Origin of the sequence: Paraburkholderia acidicola (assembly GCF_002362315.1) — a bacterium.
GTDB lineage: Bacteria > Pseudomonadota > Gammaproteobacteria > Burkholderiales > Burkholderiaceae > Paraburkholderia > Paraburkholderia acidicola.
Genome location: NZ_MTZV01000006.1, coordinates 2,186,795 through 2,198,646, shown reverse-complemented (window position 1 = coordinate 2,198,646; position 11,852 = coordinate 2,186,795). Strand labels below are relative to the sequence as shown.

The 11,852-nt window shown below is 63.3% G+C and carries 11 protein-coding genes; 1 reads left to right on the top strand and 10 read right to left on the bottom strand.

From position 1 onward, the window contains the following. Nucleotides 1–47 precede the first annotated feature (47 nt). The 10 genes from BWP39_RS28440 to BWP39_RS28400 form a co-directional block, all read right to left on the bottom strand. Complete coding sequence (locus BWP39_RS28440) at nt 48–737, bottom strand: phosphoribosylanthranilate isomerase (RefSeq protein WP_096725537.1); 690 nt, start codon at nt 735–737, stop codon at nt 48–50. Nucleotides 738–750: 13 nt separating this feature from the next. Beyond that, on the bottom strand, nt 751–1,548 hold the full coding sequence (truA, locus tag BWP39_RS28435; protein ID WP_096725536.1) for a tRNA pseudouridine(38-40) synthase TruA: 798 nt from the start codon (nt 1,546–1,548) through the stop codon (nt 751–753). Further along, the gene (locus BWP39_RS32525; protein ID WP_157915193.1) at nt 1,548–3,923 is read right to left on the bottom strand and encodes a FimV/HubP family polar landmark protein; all 2,376 of its coding nucleotides are present in this window, start codon (nt 3,921–3,923) and stop codon (nt 1,548–1,550) included. The genes truA and BWP39_RS32525 overlap by 1 nt, the downstream gene beginning before the upstream one ends. Before the next feature lie 137 nt (nt 3,924–4,060). Beyond that, nucleotides 4,061–5,182: an aspartate-semialdehyde dehydrogenase gene (gene asd / locus BWP39_RS28425; protein WP_096725534.1), complete on the bottom strand. Its 1,122-nt coding sequence runs from the start codon at nt 5,180–5,182 to the stop codon at nt 4,061–4,063. An 83-nt stretch (nt 5,183–5,265) separates the two neighbouring features. Further along, on the bottom strand, nt 5,266–5,394 hold the full coding sequence (locus BWP39_RS32520) for a hypothetical protein (protein ID WP_266254504.1): 129 nt from the start codon (nt 5,392–5,394) through the stop codon (nt 5,266–5,268). Nucleotides 5,395–5,524: 130 nt separating this feature from the next. Continuing rightward, nucleotides 5,525–6,592, bottom strand: a complete 1,068-nt coding sequence (gene leuB / locus BWP39_RS28420) for a 3-isopropylmalate dehydrogenase (protein ID WP_096725533.1) — start codon at nt 6,590–6,592, stop codon at nt 5,525–5,527. Between the two features lie 51 nt (nt 6,593–6,643). Then, complete coding sequence (gene leuD / locus BWP39_RS28415) at nt 6,644–7,297, bottom strand: 3-isopropylmalate dehydratase small subunit (RefSeq protein WP_096725532.1); 654 nt, start codon at nt 7,295–7,297, stop codon at nt 6,644–6,646. Nucleotides 7,298–7,417: 120 nt separating this feature from the next. Beyond that, nucleotides 7,418–7,561 (bottom strand): entericidin A/B family lipoprotein, encoded by a 144-nt coding sequence (locus tag BWP39_RS28410; protein WP_096726230.1) that lies wholly within the window; start codon nt 7,559–7,561, stop codon nt 7,418–7,420. A 5-nt stretch (nt 7,562–7,566) separates the two neighbouring features. Next, nucleotides 7,567–8,976, bottom strand: coding sequence for a 3-isopropylmalate dehydratase large subunit (gene leuC / locus BWP39_RS28405; protein WP_096725531.1), 1,410 nt, complete (start codon nt 8,974–8,976; stop codon nt 7,567–7,569). A gap of 228 nt (nt 8,977–9,204) precedes the next feature. Beyond that, entirely contained in the window at nt 9,205–10,446 is a 1,242-nt protein-coding gene (locus tag BWP39_RS28400) for a DUF1479 domain-containing protein (RefSeq protein ID WP_096725530.1), read from the bottom strand. 133 nt (nt 10,447–10,579) lie between these two features. Between BWP39_RS28400 and BWP39_RS28395 the strand changes: the two genes are divergently transcribed. Further along, nucleotides 10,580–11,572: a helix-turn-helix domain-containing protein gene (locus BWP39_RS28395; RefSeq protein WP_096726229.1), complete on the top strand. Its 993-nt coding sequence runs from the start codon at nt 10,580–10,582 to the stop codon at nt 11,570–11,572. The last annotated feature ends 280 nt before the right edge of the window (nt 11,573–11,852 follow it).

Here is an 11,852-nt window from a genome sequence, read left to right as displayed (position 1 = left end):
TCAGTGGGCGGCGCCGCTGCCCCGGACGGGGAGCTGCACCACCGGAATCATCCGGCGTCTGCGTCGCGCACCGCGCGCACAAACGCCGCCATCAGGGCGTGATCTTTCACACCCCTGGCGCCCGCCACCTCGATGCCGCTCGAGACATCGACCGCGTACGGACGCACGCGATGAATCGCATCACTGACGTTTTGCGCGTTCAACCCACCACTCAAAACGGCCCGACGCGCGAGCTCTGCTGGAATAAGTGACCAATCGAAGACCTTCCCGCCACCGCCATAGCCTTCGACATGTGTGTCGAGCAGAAGGCCACTGGCAGCTGAATAGTTAAGTGCCGATTCTACCAAATCGGCCGGTTGAGTATCTGCCGCAACGCGTATTGCGCGCAACCAAGGCAAACCCGCAATGCTGGCGAGCGACTCGCACTGCACCGGCGTTTCGTCGCCGTGAAACTGCAGCAGCGTCAGCGGGACGTTCGATGTCACCTCGGTGATCCAGTCCGGCGACGCATTGACGAACAGTCCGACCACCGACACGAACGGCGGAATCTCGCGCGTCATATCGAGCGCCTGCACGACGCTGACCGAACGCGGGCTCGGCGGATAGAACACGAGGCCGATCGCATCGGCACCGAGATCGATTGCATGGGCAACGTTGGCGGGCGTCGACAGGCCGCACAGCTTGATGCGGGTTCTGTGCGGTACGGCAACGGACGGCGGGTTCTGGTCTGCGGTCATGTTCTGGTTTCGGTCAATCGGTCCATACGGTGCTCCATGGCACGCTGCCGGACTGCGCGGGCGGCACGGCGAATGCCTCAGGATAGCCCACCTGGGCGAGATACAGGCCGTCCGGCATGAAGGTCGGCGCAGCTCGGCTGCGGTCCTTGCCCGCCAGCACTTCGGCCAGCCATTCGGCCTTGTGACGGCCGCGTCCGATCGCCACAAGGCAGCCCATCAGGTTGCGCACCATGTGATGCAGAAACGCATTGGCGCGGAAGCGGAAGTGGATGAAGTCGCCCTGCTGCCGCACGTCGATCTGATGCAGATGCTTGACCGGCGTCTTCGCCTGGCATTCCGATGAACGGAACGCCGAAAAATCGTGTTCACCGATCAGATAGGCGGCCGCGGTGCGCATCGCGTCGACATCGAGCGGCGTATGAATCCAGCCCGCCCGGCCCGTGAGCATCGGCGAGCGAACCGGATGGACGTACAGCACGTAGTAGTAGGTTCGCTCGAACGCGGAAAACCGCGCGTGGAACGTGTCCGGCATCGGCTTCGCCCACTGCACGGCGACGGTCGGCGGCAGGAACGCATTGGTGCCGCGCACCCACGAGAAATCGTCGCGCGTCAGTTCGGTGTCGAAATGGACCACCTGCCCGAGCCCATGGACGCCCGTATCCGTGCGCCCCGCCACTACGGTCGGCAGCGGCGTCTGGGCAAACTCGCGCAAGGCGCGTTCGAGTGCATCCTGAACCGTCTTGCCGTGTGGCTGCGACTGCCAGCCGCAAAACGCCGAACCGTCGTACTGGACGCCGAGCGCGACACGCATCACGACAGCGGCGCGAGCGTCGACAGCAACGCGTGCGCTTCGGCGTGCGTGCCGGCGTCGTTGGCTTCGATCACTTCGTTGATCAGCGTCCGCGCGCCCGTCAGATCGCCTAGCTGGATGTATTCCCTCGCGAGATCGAGCTTGTTGCGGGCGATGCGCGCCAGTTCGTCCGGTGTGAACGCGGGGATCGGCTGTGCAGGGCTCGGTGGCAGTTCGAGATCGAAGTCGAGGTTCAGCGCGCCGAAGTGGGCCGCGCCGAGGCCTGCGACTGATGCTGCGCCGGCGGTGCCGGCAGTGATGTCGGCGGCGACGGGGGTGGGTTCGGTGGATTCAGCGGCCGAGTACCCGGTGGTGGGTTCGTGCTGCGTGTTCTGCTGCGCGAATGGCGCGGATTCGACGGGTACGTAGGTTTGCGGTCCGTTATGCCCAGCCGGTTCGTTCGATTCGTGCTGCACGTTCTGTTGCGCAACTGGCGCGGGCTCGACGGGTACGTAGGCGTGCGGTGTGTCGTGCCCGGTTGCTTCGTTTGATTCGTGCTGCACGTTCTGTTGCTCAACGGGCGCCGGCTCGACGGCTACATAGGCGTGCGGTGCATCGTGCGCGGCCGGTTCGTTCGATGTCGGCTCGAACGTTGCCGCGGGTGGTTGTGGCTCGATGCCGTCGTGTGTGGCAGGCGCCGGCGTAGCTCCCGTGCGCGGCGGCAGCGACAGATCAAGGCTGCCGAGCGCCGCTATTGCCTCGGGTGGGAATGGCAGTGCGACAGGCGCGGGCCGGGTGGCTGCGTCGGACGCTGCAGGTTGTTCGGCGGTAGAGGCAGCGGGTAATTCTGCGGCGGCGGCGTGATCGCCGTGATCAGCGGCGGCCGGTTGGACCGGCGCCAATGGCAACGCTTCGGCGCCCGGCTCTGCGGCCGCTGTGAGACTCGCAGGGGTCGTCGCGCTATCGAGTGAAGCGGGCTGTGCATTCGCCGAAATGCCTCCGCTGGCAGCATCGGCAACATGAGAAGCCGCCGCGCCCGCCTCAGGCGCAACGCTTTCCGCGGATGCCTCAGAAAGCGCATTCATACGCGCGAGGTAAGCGGCTGTGTCCTTCTCCAGTTGCGTCGGCGGTCGTACAGGCGCGGTGGCCGGCAACGCGGCACGCGCTTTGGCCGCCTTGCGGCGACGCATCGACAGCCCCGTCAGCAGCACGACCAGCGCCGCGCCGATGGCTGCGGCGATACTGAGCTGCGCTTGCGAGAAGCCGAACTGGCCGTCGGTAGCCGATGGCGTGGATGTGCCAGAGCCCGTCGGCGCGTTCGCGGCAACGCTACCACTGCCCGCCGCCTGACCAGCCGCCGATTGCTGCGCACCGGGCGCCGGGGCCGCGTTGCCGCTACCCGCGGCGCCCGTGGATGAGCCAATGCCGTGCTTCTGCAACGCCATCAACACGCGATTTTTCAGCGCCAGCAGTTGCTGGAGACTCGAAACCTGCTCATGCGGCGGCGAGGCGGCCGAATCGGTCGATGCCGTATCCGTTGCCGTGCTCCCTGCCGAGCCGCCCTCAGGCGCACTCGCGGATGGCCGGATCGCTCCCGCCCAGACGTGAGCGCCGCTCGCATGCTCGTCCTGCTGCGTGTCCGAAGTGGTGTCTGTTTGCGTCGCGTCGGCAGCCGAGGCCGATGGTGATGTAGCCGCCGCCGCGGCTGGTGTGCTGGCGGACACCGCCGCACCACTGTCCGCCGCCGATGCGCCCGATGCACCCGACGACCCACTCGCCGCCGATGCCGCAGCATCAGATGCCGCCGAAGGTCCCGAAGGCGCCCCTGACGCATCGAGTGTCGGCACATCCAGTACCGACCCGAGCTTCAGCCGGCTCGGGTCATGCCCCATGAACGCGTTGGGATTCGCGTCGAACAGTGCCCGTGCCGCACGCGTAAGCGTCGCGCGGTCGTGCGACTGCGTGATATCCATCGCGATGTCGTTGAGCGACTGCCCCGGCCGAATGGTGTACTGCGCGGCAGGCAGGCCCATCGCCGACACGGCCTGCTCGGAGGCCGGTATTGGCGTGGCGGGAGCCTTAGCGGCGGCCGAGGTGCCGGTGGCTGCGCTTGCGGCGGCGGATCTCCTGGCCCTGGCGGTGCTGCTTGCGCCGGCGGTTGTGCTCGTATCCCTGGCGCTGCCGCTAGCACCGGTGACCGCGCTTGCGTCCGTGGCACTGCTGCTAGCGTCGGCAGCGACACTTGCAGCATCACCAGCTGCCGCACTCGCAGCCGGGACAGCCGCAACTTGCGCGGCACTCGTGCCCGCGACAAAAAATACCGCGGCCGCGAGTGCCGTCATGGCACACACCCGGTTGCGCGAGGCAGCTCGAAAACCATTCAGTCGTACTGTCATCGGGACTCCTGGCGCGTCGTTGCGCGGCCCTTGTTGGCGATGGATTGAAGACAAGATTCGGAGCACACAATGAAAAAAGCGCCGCGTGAAACGCGACGCTTTCGGACTTCTTACGCGTCGTAACCGCGTAGTTTACTTTACTTGTCGAGCAGAATGCGCAGCATGCGGCGCAGCGGTTCGGCAGCACCCCACAGCAGCTGGTCGCCGACCGTGAAGGCCGACAGATATTCACCGCCCATCGACAGCTTGCGCAGACGGCCGACCGGCACTGTCAGCGTGCCCGTCACTACGGCCGGCGACAGCTCGCGCATCGACGCTTCGCGCTGGTTCGGCACGACCTTCACCCAGTCGTTTGCGGATGCAAGAATGCCGTCGATTTCGTCGAGCGGCACATCCTTCTTCAGCTTGATGGTGAGCGCCTGCGAGTGGCAACGCATCGCGCCGATCCGCACGCACAGCCCGTCGACCGGAATCGAACCCGGCTCGCCCACAGCCGGCTTGCCGAGAATCTTGTTGGTTTCGGCACCGCCCTTCCACTCTTCCTTCGACATACCGTTGCCGAGATCCTTGTCGATCCACGGAATCAGCGCACCGGCGAGCGGCACGCCGAAGTGCTCGGTCGGCATGCGGTCGCTGTTTAGCGCGGCCTGTACGCGGCGGTCGATGTCGAGAATCGCCGACGACGGATCGGCGAGGTCTTCCTTCGCCGCGCCGTACAGCGTGCCCATCTGCTGCAGCAACTCGCGCATGTTCTGCGCGCCCGCACCCGATGCGGCCTGGTACGTCATTGCCGTCATCCAGTCGACGAGGTTCTCGCGGAACAGTCCGCCCAGCGCCATCAACATCAGGCTCACCGTGCAGTTGCCGCCGATAAAATTCTTCGTGCCGTTGACGAGTGCGTTCTTGATCACGTCGAGGTTGACCGGATCGAGAATGATGACCGCGTCGTCCTTCATGCGCAGCGACGATGCCGCATCGATCCAGTAGCCGTTCCAGCCCGCTGCGCGCAGCTTCGGGAAGACTTCGCTGGTGTAGTCGCCGCCCTGGCAGGTGATGACGATGTCGCACTTCTTCAGATCGTCGATGCTGGCTGCGTCTTTGAGCTTCGTCTCGTTTTTGGCGAACGACGGCGCGTTGCCGCCCGCATTGCTGGTGCTGAAAAACACCGGTTCGATGAGGTCGAAATCACCTTCCTGCTGCATCCGTTGCATCAGGACGCTGCCGACCATGCCGCGCCAACCTACGAGACCTACGTTCATGACACTTACCCTTGGAGTGGAGCCTTCCCCGCATCTTTGCCCGCAGTGACCGCGCGGGGAAGACAGGCGGGCACGACGGACGATCAGCGAATCGTGATCGTTTTCGGGGTAATCGTTTTGATCAGCGTTTGGCTGACGATGGCGAGTTCAACCGCACGGGCTGTGTTGCCGTGCTGGTTCGAAATCGAGGAGATTTGTGGAATCTTCGCCATCGCGCCAGTCTACACGAAACCTGAAATGAGCGGTGTAAGCCGCCGATACACGTCGTTTTTGCATAAACAGGCCGGTATAACGGCCTGTTTATGCGCTTATTGCCTGTTTACTTACGCTTACGCCGGCATCTCAGAGCGCCGCGAGCACCGCATCACCCATCGCTGCCGTGCCGACCTGCTGGCAACCCGGCGTGAGGATATCGCCGGTGCGGAAGCCCTGCTCCAGCACCTTTTTCACCGCACTTTCGATGCGGTCAGCCTGCTCGACCTTATTCAACGAATAGCGCAGCATCATCGCCGCCGACAGGATCGTAGCCAGCGGATTCGCCACGCCCTTACCGGCGATGTCCGGTGCGGAACCGTGCGACGGTTCGTAGAGCCCCTTGTTGTCCTTATCGAGCGAGGCCGACGGCAGCATGCCAATCGAGCCGGTCAGCATCGCCGCTTCGTCGGACAGGATGTCGCCGAACATGTTGCCGGTGACGATCACATCGAACGATTTCGGCGCCTTGACGAGCTGCATCGCGGCGTTGTCGACGTACATGTGCGACAGCTCGACGTCGGTATATTCCTTCGCGACGTCGATCATCACGTCCTTCCAGAACTGTGACGTTTCAAGCACGTTCGCCTTGTCCACCGAGGTCAGCTTGCGGCTGCGCTTGCGCGCCGCCTGGAACGCGACGTGGGCAATGCGGCGCACTTCCGGCTCTGAATAACGCATCGTGTCGAAACCTTCCTTCGCGCCGGCGAACAAACCGTCCGGCGCTTCGCGCACACCGCGCGGCGAGCCGAAATAGATATCGCCGTTCAGCTCGCGCACGATCAGGATATCGAGACCCGATACGATTTCTTCCTTCAACGAAGACGCGCCGGTCAACTGCGGATAGCAGATCGCCGGACGAAAATTCGCGAACAGCTGCAGATGCTTGCGCAGCCCGAGAATGGCCTGCTCCGGCCGCAACGCGCGTTCGAGCGAATCGTATTTCCAGTCGCCAACCGCGCCGAACAGGATCGCATCGGCTTCCTTCGCGAGCGCGAGTGTTGAGTCGGGCAATGGATGCCCCTTCGCTTCGTAACCTGCGCCGCCGACGGGCGCCTCTTCGAGTTCGAATTTTTCGCCGAGTGCGTTCAGCACTTTCACGGCTTCTTTAACGATCTCGGGACCGATGCCGTCGCCCGGCAGTACAGCGATCTTCATGCGGAATTCCTTGCTGGGTGTTTGATAGAAGTTGGGCCTGATGCGTGCAGCCTAGCCGATGATGCGGTGATTCAGCCACGGCTGCTTTGCAAGCCGCTCCGCTTCGTACTGGCGAATCTTGTCCGCGTGACGCAACGTGAGGCCGATATCGTCGAAGCCGTTCAGAAGGCAGTATTTGCGGAAACCCGCTACTTCGAACGGATATTCGGCGCTACCGTCCGAGGTCCGCACGACCTGCGCTTCGAGATCGACGGTCAGCTTGAAGCCGTTGAACGCATAGGTCTCGTTGAACAGATGATCGACCTGTTGCTCGGTCAGCACGATCGGCAGCAAGCCGTTCTTGAAGCAGTTGTTATAGAAGATGTCGGCGAAGCTCGGCGCGATCAGCGCACGAAAACCGTACTGTTGCAGCGCCCACGGTGCGTGTTCGCGCGAGCTGCCGCAACCAAAGTTCTTGCGCGCGAGCAGCACGGAAGCGCCCTGGTAGCGCGGCTGGTTCAGCACGAAATCCGGATTCAGCGGACGGCGCGAGTTGTCCTGACCCGGTTCACCGTGATCGAGGTAACGCCATTCGTCGAAGGCGTTGGGGCCGAAGCCGGAGCGCTTGATCGACTTGAGAAACTGCTTCGGAATGATCGCGTCGGTATCGACGTTCTCGCGATCGAGCGGCGCTACGACGCCTGTATGTACGATGAATTTATCCATGGTTCATCACCCGCCAGAGTTGAGACCGGCACGCGCGATATCTGATCGCGCGTGCCGGTGTAATCGAAAAGCGCCGAGCCCGAGTGACGCGCACGCGTCGTGCGGCACGGCAGCGTTGCATTAATCGGCTGCTTTCTTGATTGCGTGTCCGGCGTCGTCCATGTCCTGGCCAAAGCCTGCGACCGTATTGCAACCCGCCAGTCCAAGCAGCATGCCGGTCAACGCCAGCAGTGCGGCACGACGCCAGAGTGTCGATGTTTTCATGGCGCTCATCCCAGCTTGCGAATATCGACGAAGTGTCCTTCGATGGCTGCCGCCGCTGCCATCGCCGGGCTGACCAGATGAGTACGACCGCCCGCGCCCTGGCGCCCTTCGAAGTTACGGTTCGACGTCGACGCGCAGCGCTCGCCCGGCTCGAGCCGGTCGGCGTTCATCGCGAGACACATCGAGCAACCGGGCTCGCGCCATTCGAAGCCGGCGTCGGTGAAGATCTTGTCGAGCCCTTCGCGTTCGGCCTGCGCCTTCACGAGACCCGAGCCCGGCACCACCATCGCAAGGCGGATGCTTGGCGCGACGCGCCGGCCCAGTTTCTTCACGACGTAGGCCGCGGCGCGCAGATCTTCGATGCGCGCATTCGTGCACGAGCCGATAAAGATCTTGTCGGGTTTGATCGATTCGATCGGCAGGTTCGGCTCGAGCGCCATGTATTGCAGTGCGCGTTCGATCGCACCGCGCTTCACCGGGTCCTTCTCGCGCTCGGGATCCGGCACGCGGCCGTCGATCGGCGTAACCATTTCCGGCGACGTACCCCACGTAACCTGCGGCACGATCTCGGCGGCATTCAGTTCGACCACGCGATCGAACTGCGCGCCGTCATCGGTCTTGAACTGTTTCCAGTATTCGACGGCCTGGTTCCACTCGACGCCTTGCGGCGAGAACGGACGGCCCTTCAGGTAGTCGATCGTCGTGTCATCGACAGCGACCATGCCAGCGCGCGCGCCCGCTTCGATCGCCATGTTGCACACGGTCATGCGGCCTTCCATGCTCAGCGCGCGAATCGTCGAACCGCCGAACTCGATCGCATAACCCGTGCCGCCCGCGGTACCGATCTTGCCGATGATCGCGAGCACGATGTCTTTCGCGGTACAGCCGCGCGGCAGCGGCCCTTCGACCTTCACGAGCAGGTTCTTGCTCTTCTTCTGCAGCAGCGTCTGTGTGGCGAGCACGTGCTCGACTTCCGATGTGCCGATGCCGTGCGCGAGCGCGCCAAACGCACCGTGCGTCGACGTGTGCGAGTCGCCGCAAACGATCGTCATGCCCGGCAACGTCGCGCCCTGCTCCGGTCCGATGATATGCACGATGCCCTGACGCAGATCATTCATCTTGAACTGCGTAATGCCGTACGCGTCGCAATTCGAATCGAGCGTATCGACCTGCAGCTTCGAGACGGGATCGGCGATGCCGTGGGAACGATCGGTAGTGGGGACGTTGTGATCGGAGACCGCGAGATTCGCGCTGATGCGCCATACCGGACGCTCGGCCAGCTTCAGCCCTTCGAACGCCTGCGGGCTCGTGACTTCATGCAGCAGGTGACGGTCGATGTAGAGAATCGTCGTGCCATCGTCTTCCGTGTGGACCACATGGGTGTTCCACAATTTGTCGTAGAGGGTCTGTGCCATGGTATGCGGGTAGTAATGACGTCACTGCGGACTTCGCACGCTGATTTCGCTGGAAATTGCCTGCTGTCCGTGTCGGTCGATTATGCCACGCAGCCCTTCTGTTTTGCTGACCCGCCAAGCGAAAAACCGATAAAAAACAGTGAGTTGGGTAGTACTTCCGATACCTGTATCGGCGTTACCCGTCACTGCACGACGACCCTGCCGCTGCGTTGTTCTCGTCTGCTCTCGTCAATCGAGGCCGAGTTGCGCTCGCCCCAGTGCTGTCAGATCGCGCTCTTCGGCGCGCCCTGCAAAGTCGGTTTCGAAGTGATCGGCGGGAAAATCGGGCGGGCTCTCGCCGCGCAGGAAAGCCGGTAACTGCCGCTGCAGATAGGCATCGTTTTTCGCGCAGCCCGGTGCCGACGCGATGTACATCACGTTGCTGTAGCCGGTACCGCTATGTACGTCTTCGACCGAATGCACGACGTCGCTGTGCCAGAACACGGCGTCTCCTGGCTGCATCTGCGGAATGGGTGTCACCGCTTCGAGCAACAGCGCATGCCACTCGGGCATCACCGACAACGCGCGCGCCGGTTGCGCGCCACATAGCGAATCGTCGGGCACGTCGTCCTGCAGCGCGCGCAGCAGAACCCAGGCCATCGCATTCGCAATCGGGATCAGTTGCAACGTGCCGTCGCCGGGACCTTGCGGCGTCAACGCGGTCCAGCCCTGGAACGTACGGAACATCGAACACACCGCAGGCGACGCAATCTCCTGCACGTCCGGCCGGAACGCCGCGTCGTACGGATCGTAGTCGCGCCAGTTGCCCGACAGCACGTGGCGATACACATTGCGATAGTACGGATCGAGCCAGCGCTCTACCGATCCACCGTCGACATGCGGCGACAACCCCAACGATGCCGAACCCGGCGGCCGCCGGCGAATCCGGTCCGCGTACGTGGGCACGACGTCCGGATCGAAATGCTGGCGCCCTTCGCTATGCGCACGCCACAAGCGATTCAGAAACACCCGTGTGCGTGTGAGCGCCTCCGACTGCCGCGCTGCGATCTGCGGCTTCGACCAGTACACGCCGTAGATCAGCGGTTTGTTCGATGCCAGCGTGCCGAAGTATCGGTCCTCGGCGCGACGGGCAAGCACCTCGTCGAGACGATTGCCCTCGACGTACTCGCCGAGTTCATCGTTCCAGTCGCTTGCCTGCTGCGGATCGAACACGCGACGCACGACGCACGCGCCGCGAGTTTTCAGTTGCGCAATGGTGCGCGGATCGACGTCGTTCGCGACAATCGACGCATAGTCGAACACCGGAATCGTGTCGGCGCCGCGCGCGCGATCGCGCTGGATCGCATCGACCTGGGCGGCGATCGCGCCTTCGACTTCGCGAAACACGCGCGCGTAGTCGGGCAGCGCGGCGCGCAGCGAACGCCGGGTGGTGCGGATCGTGTCCTGCAGATTGTCGATGGTGAACGGCATCGGATGTCTCATCGTGGTTGTTTATCGTGCAGGTAGATTAGGAGCGTTCCAGTGCTCACAGACATACTTTTCAGCCAACCATCGATACAATCCGGACATTCGCCGCCCTCTCCCCGGCGGCCGGACGATCCCGATAAAACCCCAGTACGAACGCGTGACGATCCCCGATGGCTGTTCGGTGCGTGTGTATCGCCGGCAGATCGCGCAGATCCCTTTCGAATGGCATCACCATCCCGAGTACGAACTGACGCTGACGATGAACAGCCGCGGCCGCCGCTTCGTCGGCGACCATATCGGCGAGTACGCGTGTGACGATCTTGTGCTCGTTCCGCCCGACATGCCGCACACGTGGGCGTCCAGCGAGAGCCCCGTTGCACATGAGCCGCAGGTGGCGATCGTCGTGTGGTTCAGCGGCGACTGGGTGCGCCGCGTCGCCGATTGCTGTCCGGAATTCGCGTCGCTGCGCTCGCTGCTGCGGCGCGCGGCACCGGGTCTTCATTTCAGCGAGGCCGCGACTGCCGCGATGCGTTCGCGCGTACCCGCCTTGCTCGATGCGGAACCACGCACGCGGCTCGCGGCGGTACTCGACACGCTTGCCGCGCTCACCGAAGCGCAGGCGCAACCGCTCGCATCGCCGGCTGCTCACGGCGGCGTGGCACCCGGCACGGCCTTCGAAACCGAGCGTCTGAACCGGGTACTCGATCTGCTCGATCGACGGTTCGGCGAACCGCTGCGCGTCGCAGAGTTATGTGCGGTCGCCAACCTGTCGGAACGCTCGTTGCACCGCTACTTCGTGCGGCACGTCGGCGAGAGCGTCGGGCGATATCTGAGCCGTTTGCGCATCGCCTATGCAGCCCGGCAACTGACCGATACCGCGTGGCCCGTCGCGGTCATCGCCGCGAAGGCCGGCTTCCCGAATCTCGCGAATTTCAACCGACAGTTTCTCGCGGCGCGCGGCATGACGCCAGGCGCCTGGCGACGCTGCTTCGAAACGCATGGGCAGGTACCGCCGCCCGGTTCGTCAGCGGGACTCGAGACGCGGCCAACTTCACTGGCAAGAGGTTTGCGTACGCCGCATCCCGGAGGCGCGAAAGACCCAATCGGTAAGCACAGCTCGATCGGTTGAATCTGGATTCAGACGGGATGCCTGTTTTTACCGAACGAGGAAACAGGCATCCTTTTTTGTGTGCGCCTGGCCGAAACGGACAGATAGTTGGCCGCCTCAGAGCTTGGCATTTATCCATTTGACGGTGCGACTTTAATCACCGCGCATTTAATGCAAATAACCTTGCGATCATTTTGTTTCATTTTTGAATCAATAAGCGTTAATGCACACCGCACAAAATGTACGGGTTATATCGAATTATATTGACACGGCTGCGGGCGCTGATACCATCCCAGCGTTG

Coding starts and splice junctions, on each gene's coding strand:
- BWP39_RS28440 (WP_096725537.1), bottom strand. CDS start 737: ATGACCGCAGACCAGAACCCGCCGTCCGTTGCCGTACCGCACAGAACC.
- truA (WP_096725536.1), bottom strand. CDS start 1,548: ATGCGTGTCGCGCTCGGCGTCCAGTACGACGGTTCGGCGTTTTGCGGC.
- BWP39_RS32525 (WP_157915193.1), bottom strand. CDS start 3,923: ATGACAGTACGACTGAATGGTTTTCGAGCTGCCTCGCGCAACCGGGTG.
- asd (WP_096725534.1), bottom strand. CDS start 5,182: ATGAACGTAGGTCTCGTAGGTTGGCGCGGCATGGTCGGCAGCGTCCTG.
- BWP39_RS32520 (WP_266254504.1), bottom strand. CDS start 5,394: ATGGCGAAGATTCCACAAATCTCCTCGATTTCGAACCAGCACGGCAAC.
- leuB (WP_096725533.1), bottom strand. CDS start 6,592: ATGAAGATCGCTGTACTGCCGGGCGACGGCATCGGTCCCGAGATCGTT.
- leuD (WP_096725532.1), bottom strand. CDS start 7,297: ATGGATAAATTCATCGTACATACAGGCGTCGTAGCGCCGCTCGATCGC.
- BWP39_RS28410 (WP_096726230.1), bottom strand. CDS start 7,561: ATGAAAACATCGACACTCTGGCGTCGTGCCGCACTGCTGGCGTTGACC.
- leuC (WP_096725531.1), bottom strand. CDS start 8,976: ATGGCACAGACCCTCTACGACAAATTGTGGAACACCCATGTGGTCCAC.
- BWP39_RS28400 (WP_096725530.1), bottom strand. CDS start 10,446: ATGCCGTTCACCATCGACAATCTGCAGGACACGATCCGCACCACCCGG.